The sequence below is a fragment of the Corynebacterium sp. TAE3-ERU16 genome (assembly GCF_019209935.1).
Lineage (GTDB): Bacteria > Actinomycetota > Actinomycetes > Mycobacteriales > Mycobacteriaceae > Corynebacterium > Corynebacterium antarcticum.
Genome location: NZ_JAHUTN010000006.1, coordinates 149301 through 171971 on the forward strand (window position 1 = coordinate 149301; position 22671 = coordinate 171971).

Below are 22671 nucleotides of genomic sequence, written 5' to 3' on the forward strand. Positions count from 1 at the left end.
GAGGTCAGCGTACCAGTGGGACTGGCCCCCGACGCAGACCCGTGACGTGGACCAGGGCGCCTGCCGCGGGGCCGATGACCAGTGCCAGACACACGTCCATGGCCAGTGGGAACGGGGCGAGGAACATCCCGAAGGCGACCATGCTCCCGGTGACCCATCCCGCGACGTAGCGGTTGTGCCGGTTGACCGCGAGTACCGCGGTTCCGGTGACCATCAGGACTCCGGTGCACGCGGCGCCGAAGGTGAGTGCCGCGAGCACCGGGCCGGGGACGACGAATCCCTCGCTGAAGAAGACACCCATGATCCACGGGCCGATCAGCCAGGCCGCCGCCGCGCCGAGGATCCCCACGCCCAGCACCGCGGCCAGCGGCCTGCGCAGCGCGCCGAGCAGGTCGGTGGCGTTGTCCACGAAGTGGACGATGAGCGCGGACTGGAACCGTTGCAGGGGGACGAGGATGGGGGCGCGTGTGAGCATGACCGCGAGCATGATCCCGTCGACGGTGGTGTCCAGGCCGGCTGCGACCTCACCGCCCGCGACGGCCTTCACGAAGGTGGGGAATCCCACGATGAGGAGAGCCGTGGCGCCCGTGGCGACCATCGCCGAGATCGAGTTCCGTACGAACCGTGCCGAACCCACGTCGGCCGGTGAATGCAGCGCCTCCCGCGCGCCGGCGGAGGAACCGAGGATGAGCAGCCACGTCGCCGCGCCGAGCACGGTGACCAGGAGGAAAACCGGCAGGCCCCAGCCCAGCGGCCAGGCCACCAGTACGACCACCAGCCGGATCCCGGAGTCCACCGCCATCAGCCAGGCGTACTGTGCCCACAGGCCGCAACCCGAGAGCACCCCGGAGAGCACCGCCTGGTACGTGTAGCTCACCAGTCCGACCGCCAGCAGTGCCACGGCGAGCCCGTGATCCTGTTCCAGGAGTCTCGGCGCCCACAACGGGCCCGCGAGAACTAGGACGACCGCGGCGGTGAGCCCGACCGCACCGGCGATCCGGAACGGTCGGGCACCCCGCGGGGTCACCGCTGAGCCCGCCCGGTCCGCGGCTCGGGCACCGGCGACCGCGCGGGTCGTCTCCTGCATCAGCCCGTCCACAACCCCGGCGAGCGCGAAGAACAGGCTCCAGAACGCCATGAATTGGCCGAACCGCTGCACCCCCAGCGCCCAGGATGCGATGGTCAGGATGATGAAGCCACTGGCTGCGGCGAACACCGTCGCCAGGCTCAGCGCGCGCATCAGTCGGCGCTCCGGTTCCCGGACCGCGGCTCCGGGAACGGAGGAAGCGGCAGCTCGTGCAGCCACGAGTTCCACAGCGCGGTCAGTTCGCCGACGGGGACACCGACCTCGGCGCAGGCCGCGGTCATCACGGTCCGGAGATCGATCGGCTCCACGACGGAATGCCGGTTCGCGGCCGTGTAGCGGCGGATCGCGGCGAAGAACACGTCATCATCGTCGATCAGGCACCGCAGGGCGTGGACCACCAGTGCCCCGCGTTTGTACACCCGGTCGTCGAACATCAGCTTCGGGCCCGGATCGGCCAGCAGCACGTCCTTCGGCAGCCGGGACAGAATCCGGTGGTGCCTCCGCGCGGCTTCCGCGGCGGGTACCCCGGCCGAGTGCTCGAACCACAGCCACTCCGCATAACACGCGAAGCCCTCATTCAGCCAGATGTCGTTCCACTGGGCGAGCCCCAGTGAATTGCCGAACCACTGGTGTGACAGTTCATGGGCGATCAACCGCTCCTGCGTCTTCCGGCCGTCGACGTGGTTCGAACCGAAGATGCTCAGCCCCTGTGCCTCCAGCGGAATCTCCAGGGAATCCTCCGTCACGACGACCTTGTAGCGGGCGAACGGATAGGGGCCGAACAGGCGACTGTACAGGCGGAGCATCTCCACCTGATCCGCGAACTCCACCCGGGCCGCGGGGGCCGTCCCCGCGGGCAGGAACACCGACACCGGGACGGGTGCGGGTGGGGCTGTCGGGGCGGGCCCCGACAGCCGTGGATCGAAGTCGGCGGCGTCGAACTCCGAGTACTGACCGACCTGGACGGTGGCCAGGTACGTCGCCATCGCGTGCTCCGTGCGGTAGTGCCACGATGTCCGTGATCCCGAGCGGCGGCGTTCCACGAGTTCCCCGTTGCAGATCACCGCGTACGGATTGTCGGCGGACACGAGGATGTCGTAGCGTGCCTTCTCGTCCGGGGTGTCGTCGCACGGGAACCAGCTCGGCGCACCACAGGGCTGTGATGCCACGAGCGAACCGTTCTCGAGCTCCTCCCACCCGAGGGTCCCCCAGGGGCTGCGCACCGGGCGGGGTGAGCCGGAGTACGTGACCGACAGCGTGAATTCGCTGTCCACCGGGATCTCGGTGTCGAAGGTCAGCAGCAGCTTGCCGCGTGCGTGCCGCCACCGGACAATCCCGACGTGCACCCCACCCGACCCCGTCGCCGTGATCTTCCCCACCTTCAGCGAGGGGCCCAGGTCGAGGGTCAGCTGCTTCAGTGGCAGGTAGTTCTCCATGTCCAGTGTCGCGGTGCCCGTGAGACGGTTCGGTTCGACCCGGTAGTCCAGCTCAAGACGGTAATGCCGGATGTGGAACCCCAGATTGAAGTCGACCCCCGTGTAGGAGTCACGGGTCCCCGGGATCGGGGAATTGCGCAGGCGTTGGCTAGTCATCGTGAGCGGATGATACCGCGCCGGCGGTCACGTGGCCGACCTGACGGTCCAACCAGGCGAGGACCACCGACGTCAGTCGAGCGCGCTGGGCGCTGTCCGCCGCGCCGCCGTGCCCGCCCTCCGAGTTCTCGTGGTAGTCGACAGGCTGGCCCGCGTCCGCGAGGGCCGCCGCGAACAGTCGCGCGTGGGCCGGATGCACACGGTCATCACGCGTCGATGTCGTGACCAGCGCAGGTGGATACGGTCGTTGTTCACGGGGGACGACGTTGTGCAGGGGGGAGTACTCCTCGAGCACCTCCCGGAACCCTGGATCATCGGGGTCCCCGTACTCGGCGGCCCAGCTCGCACCGGCGGACATGCGGTGGTACCGCAGCATGTCGGTCAACGGCACCTGGACCACCGCCGCACCGAAGCGTTCCGGATACCGGGTCAGGGCCACCGCGGTCACCAGGCCGCCGTTGGACCCGCCCCACACCGCCAGCTGCTCCGGTGTGGTGTAGCCGCGTTCCACGAGGTCGATCAGGACCGCCTCGTGGTCCTCGTGGACCCGCAGGCGGTCCGTGCCCGTGACGGTACTGTGCCAGTCGGGCCCGAACTCCCCACCACCCCGCAGGTTCGCCTGCACGAACAGTCGGTCGTGGTCGAACCAGCCCATCCCGGTGGTCCCGAGGTAGCCCGGGAGCAGTGACACCTCGAAACCGCCGTAGGCGTAGACGAGACAGGGCCGTGGATGGCCGGTGGTCCGTTCCCCCGGATCCCCGAATCGACCGGTGATGAAGTAGGGGATCCGCGTGCCGTCGGCGGAGCGTGCGTGGTGCTGCCGGGTGCTGAGACCGGTGGCGTCGAATGCCTCCGGAGCGCGGCGGATCGTGCGCAGGCTCAGCTCCGCCGGACCGCCGGCGAGGTCGCCCCACAACAGTTCGACCGGCTCCGTGAAGGATCGCGCGGCCAGCCAGATCTGGTCATCGTCCAGGGGTGCGGTGTCGATCACAGCGACGGTGGCCGGTTCCGGGACCGTGAGTCGGACCGGGCCTGAGGCCGGATCATCCAGCGGCACCGCGAACAGCGAGGTGGATACGGTGTCGGTGATCGTCAGGATCAGGTAACCGCGGGTGAAGGAGATGCTCTCCAGGGCATTCGTCGGCCCCGGTGCGAACACGCACTCCAGCTCGTGATCGCCACCGAGGAAGGCGTCGAGATCCGCGACCCCCAGGCCGCCGCCGGGAATGCCGCCGAAACCGGTCCGGGGGAGGACGAACAGTGTGCCGCGGTGTACCTGGACCCCACAGTCCTCGGGGACCTCGATGATCTGCAGCCCGGACGGGGTCTCGACGAAGGTGCGGTGCCGGTAGAAGTCGAGGGTCCGGCGGACGAACAGGCGCTCGTGTCCCGGAGTGGTGTCCGCCCATCCCGTGGTGGTGATGTCCGAATCGTGCCCCGCGAAGTACACCTCCGCCTCCGACAGGGGCGTGCCCCGGGTCCAGCGGAGCACGCGGGCCGGGTATCCGGAGTCGGTGAGGGATCCCTCCCCGGTGTCGGTTCCGATGAGCACGGTGTCCCGGTCGATCCAGCTCACCGTCGTCTTCGCTTCCGGGACCGTGAAGGGTTGCTCGGTGACGAATCCCCCCGTCATCAGGTCGAATTCACGGATCACCACGGCATCCGCCCCGCCCCGGGACAGGCGTACCAGTGCTCTGTCGGTGTCGGGGGAGCGGACGTGGGCGCCCCGCCACACCCAGTTCTCGTCCTCGTCCGCGGCGAGCGCGTCGAGATCCAGGAGGACCTCCCACTCCGGTGTTCCGTTTCGGTAACCGTCGAGGTGCGCCCGACGCCACAGACCGCGCGGATGGTCGGCGTCACGCCAGAAGTTGTAGACCTCGGATCGCCTCCGGCTGGGGAACGCGATGCGGTCATCCGTGTCCAGATACTCCCGGATCTGTGCCTCCAATGCCGCGCGGTCCCTTCCGGGACCGGGGGCGTCGAGTCGCCCGAGGGTCTCCTCCGTGCGTGCATCCGCCCAGGCGAGGGCGTCAGGTGCGGAGGCGGGCTCGAGCTCGGGGTGTGCGGAGACGGGGTCGCCGAAGCTCTCGGCGGTCGTGGTGGGAGGGGTCGGTGGCATGTCCGTCATCGTACCGGGGGTGAATGACGGAAAACCCGCCGTCCGGGCGGCTGGCCCGCTTCTCCGTGACCGGTCCGAGTTCTCGGGACGATCGCGGAAGGGGCAGCTCCGGACGGCGGGTTTACCCTGATCGGGTCTCCGACGTGCCGAGGACGGGATCTCAGAGGGTCCGTGACATGGGATCCGGGGTAGCTGCTCCGGTCTCCCGGAGGCAGCCGGTTGTTCCCTACCTACGCCTCGATGCCGAACGCCTTCGCGAAGACATCCCAGGAGCCGCGCAGGTCCTGCTGCCAGTACGGCCAGGAGTGGGTGCCGGTCGGGCGGAAGTTGAACGTCGCCGGGACGCCTTCGGCGTCGAGCTTGGTCTTCAGATCGTGGGTGCACATGTTGGTGGCCGCCTCGATCACACCGCCCTCGACGGTCAGGAGAGCGACATCGGCGGAAGTGCGGCCCGCGCCCCAGAGGTCACTGGCTCCGACGAGACCGGAGGCGTTGGAGACGTAGACCTCGGTGCCCCTGAGATCACCGGCGTTGGTCAGCGCGTCGTTGTAGTTCCACAGATCGCCGCCGAGCGGGCCCCACATCTGCTCCTTGGTCAATCCACCGCGCTGGAGGGTCATGTCGATCGACGTCAGACCCAACCCGCCGGAGGTCTGGGCGCAACCGGAGAAGGAACCGACCGCATCGTAGAAGCCCGGGTTGTGCTCGGCGTACAGCAGCGAGGTGGTCGCGCTCATGGACATTCCGGCGACCGCGCGCTTGTTCGAGGCACCCAGTGCCGCCTCCAGCGGTCCGGGAAGCTCCTTGGTCAGGAAGGTCTCCCACATCTGCTTTCCACCCAGGCTGTCGACGTCTTCGACCCAGTCGGTGTAGTAGGAGAACTTGCCCTGCATCGGGACAACCACGTTGACGTTCTTGGAGATGTAGAAGTCGATCGCGTCGGACTGCATGATCCAGTTCGCACGACCTTCACCGCCGTCACCGCCGTTGAGCAGGTAGATGGTCGGGCGCGGTCCCGCGGCCTGATCGGCCTTGATGACGACGAGCGGAACATGGCGGTCCATCGAGGGGGAGTGGGCCCACCATTCCGCGACACGATCGCCGTACTTCTGGCTGTACTCTCCGACGACCTTGCGCCAGGCGAGAGCCTCGTTGCCGTCGTAGGCCACGCCGGGATTCTCGACGTGGCGGGGGGCCTGCGTGATTTCGGCCTGGGGCAGCTGGCCGCTGATGTCGGATGGTTTGTGCTCAGCGGCACCGGCGAGGGGCGCTGAGATGAGGGAGACCGCTAGTGCGGTGGCGGCGACGGGGGCGGTGATACGTCGGTAAAAATTCACGGTGGGACCAATCGGTCGTTGGGACAGGGAAATATGATGTGTGGTTCAGAACACCAGAAATGCTACGGTCAGCAGCTGAAACAGGCAAGAATTCGATGGGCGTACGGGGGTGTTTTCCGGCCAAACTGCCCGGCAGTGCGGTTGCGGTCGTTTTCGGGGCTCTGATCCCGCCGGATCAGTGTGTCGGTTCCGCCCCACACGGCCGCGTCCCCGGTCGCGGGGAGTTCCGTGACGGCGGCACCGGAGGTGCCGGTCCGTGCGGTGGCGGGCCCGGAGACCGCCCCCGCGGGTGGCGCGGTTGCGGTGCAGGTCGCGGCCGTGGCCGCGAAGCGTGGGAGGTTCCTCATAAAGGTCCTTGGCGTAGTGGTGCTTTGTCTGAGGCGGGTGATCCCGGCACGTGGAACAGGTGCTCCGCGATGTGCATGATCATCGTCCTCGTGCGAGCCGCAGGGTGCCTCGGTGCCGTGCAGACTGGCCGGATCTGAAAGGTATGTCGTGGATCGCCATCCAAACGTTAGCACTCCGTGTCCGGGCGGTTTCCCGTCCCGGCCCGCCGGGGCCGCTCCGTGGCCGGGGCGTCTCCGGGTTCGCCCGGTCCGGGTCCGACCTGCCGGTTGTGTCGTGGGAGGACGCCCGGGGGCGGTGCTGAAGTTGCTGATGGCTCCTGTGGTGCGTGGGAGGTGTTTTTTACGCGCTACTTTCACCCCCGTTTCCCGCCTCCGCAGGGCGTTTTCACCCCATCCCGTCGAGACCCGGGCCCGCGGCGTAACGTATTGGGCACATCGTCTGTATAAACAGGGCAGTGATGTTTCTACCGGCTGAGCCGTCGGGGTTCATCGCAGCGGGTGCCCCACCCTCGTCACCGTCGGGGCCGGCCCCGGAAACAGACATTCCGAACTATTGAAAAGGCAGAAAAACACATGCAGGCATTCGAACCCATCATCCTCCTGTTCAACAACATCTTCGGCGTCTTCGCTCACGTCGGATCCTCTGCCGTCAGCGCGATGTCCCACTCGATGGGGCGTTTCTGACCAAATCCCCGGGCATCTCACGGTGTCAGCGTGATCGTCACCCGATCGAGGGGACGATGCGGAAGACCCCGTCGCACACACGGTGTGCGACGGGGTCTTCTTCGTCCCGTCCGTCATCGCCGACGTCGGCTGCCGGTCGGGGATGGCCCCTTCCCCAGTGTCCGGGGTCGGCCGGGGCATGTGGGAAACCGGGCGGCGGGGGCGCCGCGCGGGGTTGCCCGCGCACCGTCCCGTCCGGAGTGGCCGAATTGAGGGGGCATTCGCACGACATTCGGGACACGGGCACGTATCCTTGAGCGTGTGACTGAACATTATGACGTTGTTGTACTCGGCGCGGGCCCCGGTGGCTACGTGGCCGCCATCCGCGCTTCCCAGCTCGGCAAGAAGGTTGCCGTAATCGAGAAGCAGTACTGGGGCGGGGTCTGCCTGAACGTGGGCTGCATCCCCTCCAAGGCGCTGCTGAAGAATGCGGAGGTGGCGCACACCTTCAACCATGAGGCGAAACTCTTCGGTATCTCCGGTGACGTGTCCTTCGACTTCGGTGTGGCGCACGACCGCTCGCGGAAGGTGTCCGCGGGCATCGTCAAGGGCGTCCACTACCTGATGAAGAAGAACAAGATCACCGAGATCAACGGTCTCGGCTCCTTCGTCGACGAGCACACGATCGAGATCACCGACGGTGACGACGCGGGGCAGAAGGTCACCTTCGACAACTGCATCATCGCCACCGGCTCCGTCGTACGTTCGCTGCCCGGCATCGAGATCGGCGGCAACATCGTCTCCTACGAGGAGCAGATCCTCGACGGTGAACTGCCCGAGTCCATGGTCATCGTCGGTGCCGGCGCCATCGGCATGGAGTTCGCCTACGTCCTGTCCAACTACGGCGTGGACGTGACCATCGTCGAATTCATGGACAGGGTCCTGCCCAATGAGGACGCGGACGTCTCCAAGGCCATCGCCAAGGAGTACAAGAAGCTGGGCGTGAAGATCCTGACCGGGCACAAGACCACCGCCGTCCGCGATAACGGGGACAGCGTCGAGGTCGACATCGAGTCGAAGGACGGCAAGAAGACCGACACGCTGACCGTCGACCGGGTCATGGTCTCCATCGGCTTCGCCCCCCGCGTCGAGGGCTTCGGTCTGGACAAGGCCGGTGTCGAGCTCACCGAACGTGGTGCGATCGCCATCGACGAGCGCATGCGCACCAACGTCGACCACATCTACGCCATCGGTGACGTCACCGCGAAGCTCCAGCTCGCGCACGTCGCCGAGGCTCAGGGTGTCGTCGCCGCGGAAACCATCGCCGACGCCGAGACCATGGAACTCGGCGACTACATGATGATGCCCCGGGCCACGTTCTGTAACCCGCAGGTCGCCTCCTTCGGATACACCGAGGAACGCGCCCGCGAGCTGGCCGAGGAGCGTGGCTGGGAGATCAAGACCGCCATGTTCCCGTTCTCCGCCAACGGCAAGGCCCAGGGGCTCGGAGAGCCGGCCGGTTTCGTCAAGGTCATCGCCGACGCGGAGTTCGGTGAATTGATCGGCGCCCACATGGTCGGTTCCAACGTCTCCGAGCTGCTGCCCGAGCTCACCCTGGCGCAGCGTTTCGATCTCACCGCCGAGGAGGTGGGGCGCAACGTGCACACCCACCCGACGCTCTCCGAGGCGATGAAGGAAGCGGTCGAGGGGATCTCCGGCCACATGATCAACCTCTGATCCACGTACGTACGTCTGAGGGGCCGCACCGGGAACGGTGGTGCGGCCCCTCGGACATGGGGCAGCGGGTTCTTCCCCGGACGGTTCCCCGTGTTCAGTACGGGGCGATCGTCGACGTGTGTGCATCGATCTTCAGCGGGCGGTGGACGGGCGGGAACGCGCGTTGCGCACAGTCCGACCTGGAGCAGACCCGGCATCCGGCGCCGATGGGTGTCGCGGCATCGAGATTCGTCAGGTCCAGACCCTCCGAGTAGACGGTTCGCTGGGCATGGCGGGCCTCGCAGCCCAGACCGATGGCGAACAGCTTCCCGGGTTCCGCGAAACGACTGCGGTGGTGGCGCACGGTGCGTGCGATCCACAGGTAGTTCCGGCCATCGGGCATCTGGGCGAGTTGGCGCATGATCGTACCCGGATTGGTGAAGGTCTCGTACACGTTCCACAGCGGACAGGTGCCGCCCGAATGGGTGAAGTGGAAGCCCGTCGCGGACTGCCGTTTGCTCATGTTCCCGGCCCGGTCCACCCGGACGAACGTGAAGGGGATACCGCGTAGCTGCGGTCGCTGCAGAGTGGACAACCGGTGGCAGATGGTCTCGTAACCGGCCCCGAAGAGTTGGGTGAGGTGGTCGATGTCGTACCCGGACCGCTCCGCCTCCGCGTGGAATCGCCGGTAGGGCATGAGGAGAGCCGCCGCATAGTAGCTTCCGACGCCCCGGGCGGCGAGGATCCGGGATTCCTCCGAGGTGAAGTGGCCGGAATCGACGGCCTCGCCGAGGACGTCGGTCGCCTCGAGGTGCGCCAGCTCGGCGGCCATCCGGAAGGCCCGCTGCCCGCTGTTCAGCCTGGGGGAGAGGGACAGGGTGCCGCTGCCCGTGTCGAGGTGGTGGAGCGTGTCCCCGGATCCGGTTCCCCTGTGCACCGTGACCCCGTGCAGCGCGAGGCGTCGGGTGATCGCGTCCTCCGTCCCGGCCGGATCGGTGGGGTCGAGATCGAGTTCCTCCGAGAGGAGCTCCGCGGAGACGTCCAGCTCGTCGAGGTAGTTCTGGCGGGCGTAGAAGAAGTCACGGACCTCCTCGTGGGGCATGCCCAGAGGGTTGTCTGCCGCCCGGACACCGGGGTCTGCGGACGGCGGGAAATGGCGGACATCGGTGGCCAGGGAGAGCTTGTCGCGGACATTCCGGTACCTGCGGTGCATCTCGACCATCGCCCGGGCGAGCGCCGGGTGGTTGTAGACCATCTCCGACAGCTCCCGGAGTTCGACCGCGTCCGGGCAGATCTCCCGGTCGAGGACAACGTCCTGAACCTCGGCCAGGAGGCGGGAGTCGTCGTCACGGGAGAAGAAGGTCGCGTCAACGCCGAACGTCTCGGTGATGCGGAGCAGAACCGGCACCGTGAGCGGGCGCACATCATGCTCGATCTGGTTGACATAGGACGCGGAGAGCCCGAGCGTCGAGGCCAGTGCGGCCTGGCTCAGATCCCGTTCCCGCCGGAGCTGCCGCAGTCGGGACCCCACATATGTCTTACCCATGGAAGGGAGTCTAAGCGCCTCCGACGGCCCTTCGCAGGAATTTGCCTGTGAACGGTGCAAAGTTGCAACACCCCTAGAACCGGGGTGGAGGGCAGTGGGTGGATCGTACCTTCGGTGGTGCCGCGTTCCGCCCCGGAGTCGGAGGGGGCAGAGGGGCCAGCGTCTTGTGCCAGCGCTGGACGGAGTCGGACCCGTTGATGATGGATCACCGGGGAGACCTCGGAGCTGACGGCGAAAACCGAGGTTAACAGTGTTTCTGTCCCGGAGACCGGTGGTGGGGCGGGATGGATCCGCTCGTCGGAATGGGGGCGGTGCACACGGGTGGCCGTCCGGAGTCGTCGACGTCTGGCCCCTCGCCGGGGGTGGGTTCGGTCTTGGAACACGGTTTTCCCGGGATGAGGGGGGAGGATTCAACTAAAGTTTGATCCCGAATGGGGTAGGCGTGAGGTGACATGAGCCCAATTAGTGTCTCAGATCACACCGGTAGACAACCCTCTAAATCCGTCACCGTTTCAGCAGGTGAGCGGCATGTGTCGACGGTGGAGAGAGGGTGGAAACAGGTAACGCTACCCTAAAGTCCGGCGCGGTGGCAGGGTTGGCCGATGTGAGCTATATCACCACGTCTGTCAACAGCTGGTTTGGCGGGCTTAACGCGCCGTAAGGTTGGGTCAACACTGGAGGTGCCATGACTGTCAAAGATATGGACCGTGACGCAATCCGTCACGGCAAAATTACTGAGAAGCCGCTGCGTGAGCGGCCCAAGGTTCCGAGCTGGGCGCTGAAGCTGACGATGGCCGTCACCGGCCTCATCTTCGGCGGCTTCGTCCTGATCCACATGATCGGAAACCTGAAGATCTTCCTTCCCGACCACGACGGCGAACCCGCCATCAACGTCTACGGAGAATTCCTCCGTACCGTCGGTGAACCACTTCTGCCCCGCGAGGGTGTGCTCTGGATCTTCAGGATCGTGCTGCTGACCGCACTGATCCTGCACGTCTACGGCGCATTCGCCCTGACCGGACGTGCGCACCAGTCCCGGGGCAAGTTCCGTCGGACCAACCTGATGGGGGGTCTGGGTTCGTTCGCCACCCGCACGATGCTCGTCTCGGGCCTCGTGCTCCTGTTCTTCATCGTCTTCCACATCCTCGATCTGACCCTCGGCGTCCAGCCCGCCGCCTCCGCGGTCTTCGAGCACGGTGCGGTCTACGCGAACATGGTCGCCAGCTTCAGTCGCTGGCCCGTGACCATCTTCTACATCGCCGCGATGATGGTGCTCTTCGTGCACCTGTCCCACGGACTGTTCACCGCCGTCAGCGACCTGGGGATCACTGGTCACCGTACCCGCGCCGTCCTGCTGTTCATCTCCTACCTGGTGCCTGCTGCCGTCATGGTGGGCAACATCTCCATCCCGCTGGCCATCGCCCTCGGCTGGATCCACTAGGTCCCGGAAGGTAACCACACTATGAGCACTCACTCTGAAACCGACACCAAGCCCGACTTCACCCAGCCGGCCTCCTGCGTAGAAGGTGTCACCCCGGGCAGGATCCTCGAGGACCACGCACCCAAGGGTGTCCCGATGAAGGACGCCTGGGAATGGCAGAAGGACCACTACAACCTCGTCTCCCCGTTGAACCGCCGGAAATTCCGCGTCCTCGTCATCGGCACCGGACTGTCCGGTGGCGGCGCGGCGGCGGCACTCGGTGAGCTGGGCTACGACGTCAAGGCGTTCACCTACCATGACGCGCCCCGCCGCGCCCACTCGATCGCCGCCCAGGGTGGAGTCAACTCCGCCCGCGGCAAGAAGGTCGACAACGACGGCGCCTACCGCCACGTCAAGGACACGGTCAAGGGCGGCGACTACCGCTGCCGCGAGACCGACTGCTGGCGTCTCGCCTACGAGTCGGTCCGGGTCATCGACCACATGAACGCCATCGGCGCCCCCTTCGCCCGTGAGTACGGCGGTACCCTCGCCACCCGCTCGTTCGGTGGTGTCCAGGTCTCCCGCACCTACTACACGCGTGGTCAGACCGGTCAGCAGCTGCAGCTCTCGGCCGCGGCCGCACTGCAGCGTCAGATCCACCTCGGATCCGTCGAGATCTTCACCCACAACGAGATGGTCGACCTGATCGTCAAGGAGGAGGATGACGGCACGAAACGGTGCCACGGCGCGGTCATGCGCAACCTCATCACCGGTGAGCTGACGGCCCACACGGGCCACGCGGTGATCCTGTGCACCGGCGGCTACGGCAACGTCTACTACATGTCGACGCTGGCGAAGAACTCCAACGCATCCGCGATCATGCGTGCGTACGAGCACGGCGCCTACATGGCCAGCCCGTCGTTCATCCAGTTCCACCCGACCGGGCTCCCGGTCAACTCGGAGTGGCAGTCCAAGACCATCCTCATGTCCGAGTCCCTCCGCAACGACGGCCGCATCTGGTCGCCGAAGGAGCCGAAGGACGACCGCGATCCGAACTCGATCCCCGAGGACGAGCGTGACTACTTCCTCGAGCGCCGGTACCCCGCGTTCGGCAACCTCGTCCCCCGTGACGTCGCCTCCCGAGCGATTTCGCAGCAGATCATCGCCGGACTCGGTTGCGGCCCCATGCACAACTCCGCGTACCTCGACTTCCGCGATTCGATCGAGCGTCTCGGCAAGGAGACCATCCGGGAGCGTTACTCGAACCTCTTCCAGATGTACGAGGAGACCATCGGCGAGGACCCGTACGTCACCCCGATGCGGATCGCGCCGACGTGCCACTTCACCATGGGTGGCCTGTGGACCGACTTCAACATGATGACGTCCATCGAGGGGCTCTTCGCCGGTGGCGAGGCGGGCTGGACCTACCACGGTGCCAACCGTCTGGGTGCCAACTCGCTGCTCTCGGCGTCGGTCGACGGCTGGTTCACCCTGCCGTTCTCCGTGCCGAACTACCTCGGCCCCCTGCTCGGTTCCGAGCGGATGTCCGAGGACGCTCCCGAGGCCGTGGCGGCCGTCGAGCGCGCCCAGTCCCGACTGGACAAGCTCATGAACATCAGGGGCGAACACGGGCCGGAGTTCTTCCACCGCAAGCTCGGCGACATCCTCTACTACTGCTGCGGCGTGTCACGGAACATCGACGACCTCGCCAAGGGCATCGAGCAGATCCGTGAACTGCGCAAGGAGTTCTGGAGCGGGCTGAACATCACCGGCAACGCCGAGGAGATGAATCAGGTTCTCGAGTACGCCAACCGGGTCGCCGACTACATCGATCTCGGAGAGCTCATGTGCGTCGACGCCCTCGACCGCGACGAGTCCTGCGGTGCCCACTTCCGCGAGGATCACCTCTCCGACGAGGGCGAGGCGGAACGCGATGACCTCAACTGGTGCTTCGTCTCCGCCTGGGAGCCCAACGGCGAGAACAAGTTCATCCGCCACGCGGAGCCGCTGTACTTCGATGCGATTCCTCTGCAGACAAGGAACTACAAGTAATGAAACTGCATCTCGAGATCTGGCGCCAGGCCGGACCCACGACCGAGGGTCACTACGAGTCCATCGATGTCCCCGACGCCGTGGAGCAGATGTCCATCCTGGAGCTTCTGGACCACGTCAACGAAACTCTGATCGAGTCCGGCAAGGAACCGTTCGCCTTCGCCTCCGACTGTCGTGAGGGTATCTGCGGTACCTGCGGTCTGACCGTCAACGGCCGTCCGCACGGGCCCGAGCAGAACAAGCCGTCCTGTCAGCAGCGGCTGTTCAACTTCTCCGACGGCGACACCATCAAGCTGGAGCCCCTGCGTTCCGCGGCGTACCCGGTGATCAAGGACATGATCGTCGACCGTTCCGCGCTCGACCGGGTCATGCAGCAGGGCGGGTACGTGTCGGTCAACGCCGGTACCGCACCGGACGCCGACACCCTGCACATGAACCACCAGACCGCGGAGCTCGCGTTGGACCACGCGGCCTGCATCGGGTGCGGGGCCTGCGTCGCAGCGTGCCCGAACGGTGCGGCCCACCTGTTCACGGGTGCGAAGCTGGTGCATCTCTCGCTCATGCCCCTCGGCAAGAACGAGCGAGGTCGCCGGGCGCGTAACATGGTCGACGAGGTAGAGACCAACTTCGGCCCGTGCTCGCTCTTCGGCGAATGCGCGGACGTATGTCCGGCCGGTATCCCGCTGACCGCGGTTGCGGCCATCAACAAAGAGAGGGCCCGAGCGGCCTTCACCGCAAAGGACGCCTAGGCTCGTCGCGACGACGACCCCGGGCCGACGGTACGACCACGAAAGGCAGCATCCGCTATGTCAGCCAGCCACTCCCCAGTTCCGGCGAACGCCGAGCAGTCATTTCCCCTGTTCGAGGGTGAACCGCACTACGTCGAGGGCTACCATCCCTCCAGCCTCGACGCGCAGCACTCCTCGCTCATCCGCTCGTCCACCTGGATCGGCATGGGACTGATCCTGAGCTCCCTCGCCGGTTTCGGCGGTCTGCTCTTCGGCCTCGGCTCCTGGTCGGTCGGCAGCCAGCCCAACTGGGCGCCGATGGCTCTCGCCGGAGCGATCATGGCGGTCGTCTTCCTCGTCGGTGGCTTCTGGATGATCCACCACGGGCGTCGCTACTACCGCGAGTACGCGGCCCGCACCGGACGCCACTAGCACCCGGCCCGGCCGAGACCCCACACCGCCCCGCGAAGGGGCGTGGTGGGGTCTCGGCATTTCCGCGGCTACACTCCAGGGAATGCGCAACAAGATCATGTGGATCCTGATCGCCCTGATAACCGTCCTCGTCGTGATCAATCTCATTCCCGCGGCCGTCGAGCTCTGGGACACGGATCCACCGTGGCGTGCCGCCGCGGTCGCCACGCGGTCCTGAGCCGGAGGCCGCGATTACTCGATACCCGGCCACCACCCGTCATAATGGTGCGATGGGCACACACGAACTCACCGAACACGGGGACGGGCTCCTCGCCGTCCCCGGGCCGTCCCCCGAGGTGGAGGCGGAACGCCGTCGGCAGCTGCGACGTTACAAGGCGTTCGCCACCGGCCTGCTGATCGTCGCCGCGGCGATCTACCTGTTCTGCCGGTGGCTCGAGACCCGTCCCGGGGAACCCGACACCTGGGTCGGTTTCGTCCGTGCCGCCAGCGAAGCGGGCATGATCGGTGGGTTGGCGGACTGGTTCGCGGTGACCGCGCTGTTCCGCCGGCCGATGGGCCTCCCCATCCCGCACACGGCGATCGTACGCAACAAGAAGGACCAGATCGGCGAATCCCTCGGCGGCTTCGTCGGCGAGAACTTCCTCAACGCGGAGCTGATCACCGCCAAGGTCCGGGCCGCGGGCATACCCAACCGGCTCGGTGGCTGGTTGTCGGAACCGGACAACGCACGGACGGTCTCCAGGGAGGTCGGGCGGCTGACCGGGAGGATCGTCGGCGCCCTCGACCCCGCCGACGCGGAGGCCGTGATCAACTCCACCCTGATCGACAGGATCGCGGAGCCCGAATGGGGGCCACCCACAGGGCGACTCATGGCGCAGTTGATCGAGGAGGGAAAGACCGAGCCTGTCGTCGATGAGCTCGTCCACTGGCTCCACACCAAAACCGAGGCCGCGGGACCATTCATCATCCGTATGCTCGATGAGCGGCGTCCCAGCTGGGCCCCGCAGATCCTCAACGACGTCATCGGCGAGAAGGTGCACCGGGAACTCGTCCGGTGGTCGGCCGCCGTCGCCGCCGACCCGGAACACGAGGCACGTCAGGCCGTACGTCGCTTCATCCGGCAGCTCTCGGACGACCTGCAGAATGATCCGGAGATGATCGAACGGGTGGAGACGATCAAACGGGACGTCATGGGCTCGACCCCTGTACGAGGTGCCGCAGCGACGATCTGGCGGAGTGCGTCCGAGTCACTTCTCGACGCCACCTCGGATCCGGATTCGCTGCTCCGGACAAAGCTCACCGAACTAGCCGTGAACTGGGGAAACAACCTGCTGGACGATGCGGAACTCCGGGAATCCCTGGACCGCAGGGTTACCGGCGCCGCAGCGTTCCTCGCGGACAACTACGCCGAGGAGATCACCTCGATCATCAGCGAGACGGTCCAACGGTGGGACGCGGACGAGGCCGGCGAGAAGATCGAACTGATGGTGGGCAAGGATCTCCAGTACATTCGACTTAACGGCACCATCGTCGGTGCCCTCGCGGGTCTCGGCATCTACACTGTCTCCCACATCATCTTCGGCGCCTGAAACGGAGATCCGCGGGAACCGATCTGATTCCCCACGAATGAAGGAGTTCACCATGAACAACCCCACACCGAACGACCACGGCCCCGAGGACACGACCGCAGCCGACGGCGCCGCGGACGCGGGACAGCGCGGCACCGGCAGCGGCGTCCTCGCCGATGCGCTCGAGAAGCTCCGCGAACCCTTCAACGCCTGGGTCAACGCCGGTGCGGCACTGGGGCCCCTCGTCGGGGAACTCGGTGACCGACTCCGAGAGGATCTCCGCAATGTCGGCGGCCGGGACGAGAAGAAGTCGGCCGGCGATCGCGTCGAGGACACGGCGGAGGAGGCCAAGAAGGCGGCTGAGGAACTCGGTGACGCCGATTCCGTGGAGGACGCGAAGAAAGCCGTGTCCGGATTCGCCGCCACCGCAGAGAGCACCATCCGCGATCTGTCCGGCTCCGTGCGAAACGCCGCCGGACAGACCAGGGACACCGAGGCCGCCCAGCAGGCGCGCACCGCGTTCCAGGAGGCCGTCGACGCCACCCGCCGCGCCTTCGACGAAGCCGTCGAGGCACTGCGCGACCGCAGCGGCGACGACGACCACGACAACGCGGCGAAGAACGCCTCCACCGTCGACGAGGTGCGGAACGCGGTCGACAACCTCGTCGCCCGTGCCGGAGAGGTCGTCCGGGACCTGAAGAACACCGGTGGAGAACGGATCGACGATCTCCGCACCCGGGTCCAGGCGTCCGGTTCGGAGAAGTCGGACACGGCGGATATCATTGACGGAGAAGTGATCAACGGGGACGACGACACCGAAACCGGGAAATAGTCACCTCCGGGGTGGCCGGCACGGCGCCCCACCTTTTCCGCCCGACCTGAAAGGTCTCCGGTCCGACAATGGATATGTTCTTGTTCGAATCCGCGCACATCCTCGGATACGTGGTGCTCCTGATGACGACGATCATCGGCGTCGCCGGGCTCGTCGGAGCGGCGCTGTGCGTCTCCACCCGCGACGACGCCTTCACCGCCGCCGACCGGCAGCAGAAGTGGGTGTGGACGGGAATGCTCGTCGCCTCCGCCGTCGCGATGTTCATCAACGTGCAGCTGCTCCAGTGGGTGGGCATGGTCGTCATCGGTCTCTACTGGTTCGATGTCAGACCTCAGCTGAAGGACATCGTGAATGGCGAGACCACCTGGTGAAACAGGTGTGAAGATGTGAAGGTGCCCCGGGCAGGCTCTGCGTGAGACCACCCGGGGCACACTCATGTCCGCCGGGTGGCCTCCGGCGGGCACCCGGCTCAGTCGAAAACGACCGTACGGTTCCCGTAGACCTGGACCCGGTCCTCGAGATGGAACCGCAGACCCCGGGCCAGAACGATCTTCTCGGCGTCGCGGCCGAGTCGCTGCATGTCGGCGGGGGTGTCCTTGTGCGTGATCCGGATGACGTCCTGCTCGATGATCGGGCCGTCGTCCAGCGCCGAGGTCGCGTAGTGGCAGGTCGCGCCGATGAGCTTCACGCCGCGCTTGTACGCCTGGTGGTAGGGGCGGGCGCCCATGAACGACGGCAGGAAGCTGTGGTGGATGTTGATTGCGCGGCCCTCCCACATCTCGCAGAGATCCGGCGGCAGGATCTGCATGAAGCGGGCGAGGACGACGGCGTCCGGCTCGTGCTCGTTGACCAGCTCCGCGACCCGGTCGAACGAGGCACGCTTGCCGACGGCGTCCTTGGGGAAGGGTACGTGGTGGAAGGGTACGTGGTGGTTCTCCGCGATGACCCGCAGATCCTCGTGGTTGCCGATCACCGCGGCGACGTCCATAGGGTAGTCGTTCTGATCCACCCTGCCCAGAAGATCGTGGAGGCAGTGCCCCTCCTTGCTGACCAGGATCACCGCCCGCTTTCGCCGTGCCGTGTCCCAGATCCGCCAGCGGGCGCCGGGGCCGAAGCCGGTCGCGATCTCGTCGAACTCCGCCCGGAACTCCTCGACCGGGGTGTCGAGGGATTCCGCCCGGACGGCCTGTCGGGTGAAGAACCACCCGGAGTCCGGGTCCGTGAAGTAGTCCGCCTCGGTGATCCATCCTCCGTGCTGGGCGATGAAGGAGGAGAGGCGGGCGACGATTCCGGTGGTGTCGGGGCACCCGAGGGTGAGGACCAGCTGACGTTCCGCTACAGGCGAGGTGTGGGAGTTCTGGGCGTTGCTCATTCCAGGAATTCTACTCCGGAGGTCAAGTACCACCCACCGCCGGTCCCACCCGGAAAAGGCTAGGCTCTTCAGCTATGAATGAGACCATCACCCGTGACCGTCTGGCCGCCATGATCGACTACACGCTCGACACCCCGTGGGCGACCGCCGCGGACGTCCGGGAACACGTGTCGAAGGCACTGGAACTGGGTGTCGGCCAGGTGTGCGTGACACCCTCGATGCTGCACGCCACCGGGGCCGCGGAGGGACACGGGTTGCGGGTCGTCTCCGTCTGCGGTTTTCCCTCGGGGAAACACCACCAGCTGGTCAAGGCGGCGGAAGCCCGGCTCGCCGTGGAATCCGGTGCCGACGAGGTGGACCTGGTTATCGATCTCGCAGCGGTCCGCGCCGGGGACACCAACCGCATGATCGGGGAGATCGTCGCGGTGCGGGAAGCGGTGCCCGCACCGGTCGCCCTCAAGGTGATCATCGAGACCGGTCTCCTGGATGACGCCGGAATCCGTACCGCCGCACGTGCGGCGCGCACCGCCGGCGCGAACTACGTGCGTACCTCGACAGGGTGGTTCGGCTGTCCCGGGGCGAGCCCGGAAGCGGTCCGGGCCATCGCGGAGGAGGTCGGCCGGGAACTCGGGATCGAGGCCGCCGGTGGGATCGAGACCCTCGACCGGGCCCGGCGGCTCATCGCGGCCGGTGCGACCCGCCTGTCCGTCGGTGGTGCGGCGGCGGAGATTCTCGGTGTCGCCGGGGACGACTTCTCCGGACGGTGACCCGGTCGGATCAGCCCATCTCGTTCAGGTTGATGTCGTCACCGCTCAGCTCGAGGTGCATGCCGTTCGGGCGGACCGATACGGCATCGACGTTCATGCCGTCGCCGATGTCGGCGGCCCCCGATCTGAGGGCGTTGCTGATCGCCCCGGTGACCTCCCCCGGAAGCGCGAAACCGAACAGCCGGGCCTCGGTGGCCTCGATCTGCAGCTGACCGTCGACCGCACTCGGTCTGAGCACGATGTGTGCCGCGCCATCGGTGAATTCGATGTCCAGCGTGCCGGTCCCGGGGACGGCGGTGACGTCGGTGACCTTCACCAGGTTCTGCAGGAGCGCAGCCGCCAGCCCGTCATCCCCCGCGCCGGTCTGCTCCTGCATCGCCGCCTGGATCTGTGCGAGCATCATCTCGTCGGAGATGTCCGTCTCCAGGACGATGTGCCCGGCGATCGGGCCGTCCGGGTTGCGGAGAGCGAGGTCGGTGATACGAATGTCGGAGGCCGGCATACCACTGATGTCCAGCTCGGATCCGGCACCGTCCGGGTGGGTGATCCGGAGTGTGGAGGGGGTCGACATATTCACCGTGGGGACCGTCCCGGTGGCGATCGACAGCAGTAGTGGCGCCGGCCCGAATCCGATCTCGGGTTTCTCATCGGTGGCGGCACCGGTGGCCGCGCTCTGCTTCACGAAATCATCCTCCAGTTCCCTGGTCACGAACATTCTCAGTGCCACCTCGGCAACCAGGAGGATGACGAACAGGGCGAGGACGACACCGATGAGGATCTTCCACCAGCCGGAACCGCGTTTCTTGATCACAGGTCTACTCATTTTTCCCAGTGTTCCTGATCTTCGTCTCCCGCGCCACACCTGCGGGGCAGGTGGCGGGGAAGTCGGGGTCGTCCGGGGACGCACGGTACCGGTGTTCCCTGACCAGCCTGAACGGAAGTCCGTGCGGGGATCGTGGGGCGGGATCCGTGGGAGACGAGGAGAGGGGGCAGCGACCTGTCCCCGTCCACACACCCCGACGGTGTGGCCGGGGCACGAGCGGATCGGCGGGGTAGGATCTGCGGGAACGGCGGGGAGACAGGAGGCGACGTGCGGGAACCGGGGACAACCGCCGATCACATCCCGGATGACGAGCGCTTCGACGACCTCCTGCACGCGATAGACGACGACCTCGATCCGGAGGCCCAGCTCCTCTGCGCGTTGTTGTGGGGCGACGGGGCCGACGACCCGGCGGTCCGGTACGTGTGCGGGGAACTGTCCTCCGCCGACTTCAACGACCCCGTCTACGGACACATCTTCGACCTGATCGTCGAGCAGGTCACCGCAGGCAGGCCGTGCGATCCGACATCGATCAACTCCAGGATCGTCGCCCGCGGGAGAGGGACCGTCCCGGCCGATGCCCTCAGGCGGGTGCTCCTCGCGCTCTCCGGGCTGAATGCACTCCCGGTTCGTACGGTTTACTACGCGGATCAGCTGCTGGGGACGTGGTACCGCCGCCAGTACGTCCAGATGGCGGAGACCCTCCGGGCCATCGGTCTCCGGGCCGATGAAACGGAGCTTTTCCCGCGGTTGGTCGAACACGGCAGACGGCAACGCCGGGCGGCGGAGCGCCGGGCGGAATTCCTCGGTGCGCGCCCGCGGTGAAGTCGGTGGGGTGACCGGGGGTTCCCGTCGACCGGGAGCGGAGCCTCCGGGGATGCGGCTGTCCGCCACCCGCCCGGGAAGCGGGAACGGGCTAGGCCGGTGCCACCATCGACCACGGAACCGAGAGCAGACAGTCCCTGACGGGGCGCCGGATGGGCGTGAGCGGTATCCCCGATTCGGTGAGGATACGACGGGCTTCGCGCCACCGGACCCGTGGGCCGTGAGGTGCCCAGCCGGCCGCGTATTCCCAGGCCCTGTCCGCCGCGGTCAGGAGCTCGTGGACGGGTTCACCCGGAATGTTCCGGTGGATGAGGATCTTCGGGAGCCTTGCGGCGAGATCGGAGGGGCGTTCCACGTCGAACGGATCCCAGGCGAGGGTGAGGGACACGGGTCCGGCGGAGTCGATGAGCAGCCAGCTGCACCGACGACCGAGTTCATCGCAGGTGCCTTCAACGAAGACCCCGCCCGGGGCGAGCCGGGAGGTCACGGTCCGCCACGCGGGGACAACCTGTTCGACGTCGTACTGGCGCAGTACGTTGAAGGCACGCACCAGATGGGGGGTGTGCCCGGCGAGCTCGAACCCGCCGAGCTCGAAGGTGACGCCGCATCTCGGGGGGAACACCCGCTCGGGGGTGATCTCCAGACCCGTGACCGTGATGTCCGGGCGGAGCGTACGCAGGCGCTGCGCCCACTCGACGGTCGTGGCGTCCGAGGCGCCGTACCCGACGTCCAGCGCCAGCGGGCCGTCCGCCCGGCGCAGAACCTCCCGGATGCGGGGCTCGTGCAGCATCCACCGGTCGCATCGGCGGAGCCGGTTCCGGTTGGTGGTGCCGCGGGTGGGCACACCGATGGGCCGACCACGACCTGCGGAGAAATCGGCGGCGAGGTTGTGCGCGTGATCGGCCATCAGGGGCGTGCGGGACGGATCAGTTGTTCTCGGAGATCCACTTCTCGGTCAGCTCAGCTTCGGTCACCGTGAGTTCGGCGACGGCGTCGGCGACCTTCGGCTCGATGGCGGGGCCCATGAATGGGACCGTGACATTGATCTCGTGGCTGTAGTGCATCGTGGCGGTGGAATCATCACCGGTCAGCCTCAGGTCGCCGGAGAAATCGACGGGTGCACCCTTGACGTCCGCGGTGTAGCGGCCCTCGGCGTCGGATCCGTTCAGCGGGCCGATCTTCACGGTTCGCTTGATCTTCAGCGCCTGGCTGATCATCGCGCGGACGGCCTCGGGCAGCAGGTCGGTGGGCATAACCTCGTAGAGCACGATCTCGGCGCCCCCGTCGACGGCCTCGAAGGAGTGCACCTCACCGGCCTCGGAGGAGAGGTTGGCTACGTTGTACGCCCAGTAGTCCGGGTTGGTCAGTGCAGCGTGCACGGCCGCGGACGGAAAATTGACGGTTGCAGTGTTCTCTTTACGCGTGGTCATGGGTTAAGACTACCGTTA

General features: G+C 66.7%; 20 protein-coding genes. 11 read left to right on the forward strand and 9 right to left on the reverse strand.

The window, feature by feature from the left end; genetic code table 11:
* Positions 1 to 4 precede the first annotated feature (4 nt).
* From KRX55_RS08005 to KRX55_RS08020, 4 genes are all read right to left on the reverse strand, one after another.
* Positions 5 to 1306 (reverse strand): lipopolysaccharide biosynthesis protein, encoded by a 1302-nt coding sequence (locus tag KRX55_RS08005; protein WP_370625789.1) that lies wholly within the window; start codon positions 1304 to 1306, stop codon positions 5 to 7.
* A complete protein-coding gene (locus tag KRX55_RS08010) occupies positions 1240 to 2679 on the reverse strand; it encodes a M1 family metallopeptidase (protein WP_218407220.1) in 1440 nt (479 codons plus the stop codon). The genes KRX55_RS08005 and KRX55_RS08010 overlap by 67 nt, the downstream gene beginning before the upstream one ends.
* The gene (locus KRX55_RS08015; protein ID WP_218407221.1) at positions 2672 to 4798 is read right to left on the reverse strand and encodes a prolyl oligopeptidase family serine peptidase; all 2127 of its coding nucleotides are present in this window, start codon (positions 4796 to 4798) and stop codon (positions 2672 to 2674) included. The genes KRX55_RS08010 and KRX55_RS08015 overlap by 8 nt, the downstream gene beginning before the upstream one ends.
* Positions 4799 to 5028: 230 nt before the next feature.
* Positions 5029 to 6135, reverse strand: a complete 1107-nt coding sequence (locus KRX55_RS08020) for an alpha/beta hydrolase (protein ID WP_218407222.1) — start codon at positions 6133 to 6135, stop codon at positions 5029 to 5031.
* Positions 6136 to 7466: 1331 nt separating this feature from the next.
* On the opposite strand from KRX55_RS08020, the gene lpdA reads away from it, so the two are divergent.
* A complete protein-coding gene (gene lpdA, locus KRX55_RS08025; RefSeq protein ID WP_218407223.1) occupies positions 7467 to 8882 on the forward strand; it encodes a dihydrolipoyl dehydrogenase in 1416 nt (471 codons plus the stop codon).
* 94 nt (positions 8883 to 8976) lie between these two features.
* Here the strand turns inward: lpdA and ramB are convergent, their stop codons facing one another.
* Complete coding sequence (gene ramB, locus KRX55_RS08030) at positions 8977 to 10407, reverse strand: acetate metabolism transcriptional regulator RamB (RefSeq protein ID WP_218407224.1); 1431 nt, start codon at positions 10405 to 10407, stop codon at positions 8977 to 8979.
* Between the two features lie 685 nt (positions 10408 to 11092).
* On the opposite strand from ramB, the gene KRX55_RS08035 reads away from it, so the two are divergent.
* The 8 genes from KRX55_RS08035 to KRX55_RS08065 all read left to right on the forward strand — a co-directional run bounded on the left by KRX55_RS08035 (position 11093) and on the right by KRX55_RS08065 (position 17810).
* Positions 11093 to 11848 carry a succinate dehydrogenase cytochrome b subunit gene (locus KRX55_RS08035; RefSeq protein WP_218407225.1) on the forward strand — a complete coding sequence of 252 codons (756 nt, stop codon included), beginning with the start codon at positions 11093 to 11095 and terminating at the stop codon, positions 11846 to 11848.
* A gap of 21 nt (positions 11849 to 11869) precedes the next feature.
* Positions 11870 to 13879: a fumarate reductase/succinate dehydrogenase flavoprotein subunit gene (locus KRX55_RS08040; protein ID WP_218407226.1), complete on the forward strand. Its 2010-nt coding sequence runs from the start codon at positions 11870 to 11872 to the stop codon at positions 13877 to 13879.
* On the forward strand, positions 13879 to 14628 hold the full coding sequence (locus KRX55_RS08045) for a succinate dehydrogenase/fumarate reductase iron-sulfur subunit (protein ID WP_198735034.1): 750 nt from the start codon (positions 13879 to 13881) through the stop codon (positions 14626 to 14628). Before KRX55_RS08040 ends, KRX55_RS08045 begins: the two co-directional genes overlap by 1 nt.
* A 57-nt stretch (positions 14629 to 14685) precedes the next feature.
* Positions 14686 to 15039 carry a hypothetical protein gene (locus KRX55_RS08050; protein ID WP_218407227.1) on the forward strand — a complete coding sequence of 118 codons (354 nt, stop codon included), beginning with the start codon at positions 14686 to 14688 and terminating at the stop codon, positions 15037 to 15039.
* A gap of 82 nt (positions 15040 to 15121) precedes the next feature.
* Positions 15122 to 15256 (forward strand): hypothetical protein, encoded by a 135-nt coding sequence (locus KRX55_RS11860; RefSeq protein WP_255567674.1) that lies wholly within the window; start codon positions 15122 to 15124, stop codon positions 15254 to 15256.
* 52 nt (positions 15257 to 15308) lie between these two features.
* Positions 15309 to 16628 (forward strand): DUF445 domain-containing protein, encoded by a 1320-nt coding sequence (locus KRX55_RS08055; protein ID WP_218407228.1) that lies wholly within the window; start codon positions 15309 to 15311, stop codon positions 16626 to 16628.
* Positions 16629 to 16680: 52 nt separating this feature from the next.
* The gene (locus KRX55_RS08060; protein ID WP_218407229.1) at positions 16681 to 17439 is read left to right on the forward strand and encodes a CGLAU_01105 family protein; all 759 of its coding nucleotides are present in this window, start codon (positions 16681 to 16683) and stop codon (positions 17437 to 17439) included.
* 74 nt (positions 17440 to 17513) lie between these two features.
* The gene (locus KRX55_RS08065) at positions 17514 to 17810 is read left to right on the forward strand and encodes a DUF2516 family protein (protein ID WP_255567692.1); all 297 of its coding nucleotides are present in this window, start codon (positions 17514 to 17516) and stop codon (positions 17808 to 17810) included.
* A gap of 98 nt (positions 17811 to 17908) precedes the next feature.
* Here KRX55_RS08065 and purU read toward each other — a convergent pair whose 3' ends face one another.
* Positions 17909 to 18811 carry a formyltetrahydrofolate deformylase gene (gene purU / locus KRX55_RS08070; protein ID WP_218407230.1) on the reverse strand — a complete coding sequence of 301 codons (903 nt, stop codon included), beginning with the start codon at positions 18809 to 18811 and terminating at the stop codon, positions 17909 to 17911.
* Positions 18812 to 18885: 74 nt separating this feature from the next.
* Between purU and deoC the strand changes: the two genes are divergently transcribed.
* Complete coding sequence (gene deoC / locus KRX55_RS08075) at positions 18886 to 19578, forward strand: deoxyribose-phosphate aldolase (protein WP_218407231.1); 693 nt, start codon at positions 18886 to 18888, stop codon at positions 19576 to 19578.
* Between the two features lie 10 nt (positions 19579 to 19588).
* On the opposite strand, the gene KRX55_RS08080 is transcribed toward deoC, so the two are convergent.
* Entirely contained in the window at positions 19589 to 20401 is an 813-nt protein-coding gene (locus KRX55_RS08080; RefSeq protein WP_218407232.1) for an LmeA family phospholipid-binding protein, read from the reverse strand.
* Positions 20402 to 20668: 267 nt separating this feature from the next.
* On the opposite strand from KRX55_RS08080, the gene KRX55_RS08085 reads away from it, so the two are divergent.
* Entirely contained in the window at positions 20669 to 21223 is a 555-nt protein-coding gene (locus tag KRX55_RS08085; RefSeq protein WP_218407233.1) for a DnaB-like helicase N-terminal domain-containing protein, read from the forward strand.
* Positions 21224 to 21314: 91 nt separating this feature from the next.
* Here the strand turns inward: KRX55_RS08085 and KRX55_RS08090 are convergent, their stop codons facing one another.
* Complete coding sequence (locus tag KRX55_RS08090; protein WP_218407234.1) at positions 21315 to 22130, reverse strand: class I SAM-dependent methyltransferase; 816 nt, start codon at positions 22128 to 22130, stop codon at positions 21315 to 21317.
* Positions 22131 to 22149: 19 nt separating this feature from the next.
* Positions 22150 to 22653 (reverse strand): DUF2505 domain-containing protein, encoded by a 504-nt coding sequence (locus KRX55_RS08095; RefSeq protein ID WP_218407235.1) that lies wholly within the window; start codon positions 22651 to 22653, stop codon positions 22150 to 22152.
* Positions 22654 to 22671 lie beyond the last annotated feature (18 nt).

Excerpts from the sequence above, each read along its gene's own strand:
- KRX55_RS08010 (WP_218407220.1), bottom strand. The coding sequence starts at position 2,679 with ATGACTAGCCAACGCCTGCGCAATTCCCCGATCCCGGGGACCCGTGAC.
- KRX55_RS08060 (WP_218407229.1), top strand. The coding sequence starts at position 16,681 with ATGAACAACCCCACACCGAACGACCACGGCCCCGAGGACACGACCGCA.
- KRX55_RS08035 (WP_218407225.1), top strand. The coding sequence starts at position 11,093 with ATGACTGTCAAAGATATGGACCGTGACGCAATCCGTCACGGCAAAATT.
- KRX55_RS08080 (WP_218407232.1), bottom strand. The coding sequence starts at position 20,401 with ATGAGTAGACCTGTGATCAAGAAACGCGGTTCCGGCTGGTGGAAGATC.
- KRX55_RS08050 (WP_218407227.1), top strand. The coding sequence starts at position 14,686 with ATGTCAGCCAGCCACTCCCCAGTTCCGGCGAACGCCGAGCAGTCATTT.
- KRX55_RS08055 (WP_218407228.1), top strand. The coding sequence starts at position 15,309 with ATGGGCACACACGAACTCACCGAACACGGGGACGGGCTCCTCGCCGTC.
- KRX55_RS08065 (WP_255567692.1), top strand. The coding sequence starts at position 17,514 with ATGTTCTTGTTCGAATCCGCGCACATCCTCGGATACGTGGTGCTCCTG.
- purU (WP_218407230.1), bottom strand. The coding sequence starts at position 18,811 with ATGAGCAACGCCCAGAACTCCCACACCTCGCCTGTAGCGGAACGTCAG.
- KRX55_RS08040 (WP_218407226.1), top strand. The coding sequence starts at position 11,870 with ATGAGCACTCACTCTGAAACCGACACCAAGCCCGACTTCACCCAGCCG.
- ramB (WP_218407224.1), bottom strand. The coding sequence starts at position 10,407 with ATGGGTAAGACATATGTGGGGTCCCGACTGCGGCAGCTCCGGCGGGAA.
- KRX55_RS08045 (WP_198735034.1), top strand. The coding sequence starts at position 13,879 with ATGAAACTGCATCTCGAGATCTGGCGCCAGGCCGGACCCACGACCGAG.
- KRX55_RS08095 (WP_218407235.1), bottom strand. The coding sequence starts at position 22,653 with ATGACCACGCGTAAAGAGAACACTGCAACCGTCAATTTTCCGTCCGCG.
- KRX55_RS08090 (WP_218407234.1), bottom strand. The coding sequence starts at position 22,130 with ATGGCCGATCACGCGCACAACCTCGCCGCCGATTTCTCCGCAGGTCGT.
- KRX55_RS11860 (WP_255567674.1), top strand. The coding sequence starts at position 15,122 with ATGCGCAACAAGATCATGTGGATCCTGATCGCCCTGATAACCGTCCTC.
- KRX55_RS08015 (WP_218407221.1), bottom strand. The coding sequence starts at position 4,798 with ATGCCACCGACCCCTCCCACCACGACCGCCGAGAGCTTCGGCGACCCC.
- deoC (WP_218407231.1), top strand. The coding sequence starts at position 18,886 with ATGAATGAGACCATCACCCGTGACCGTCTGGCCGCCATGATCGACTAC.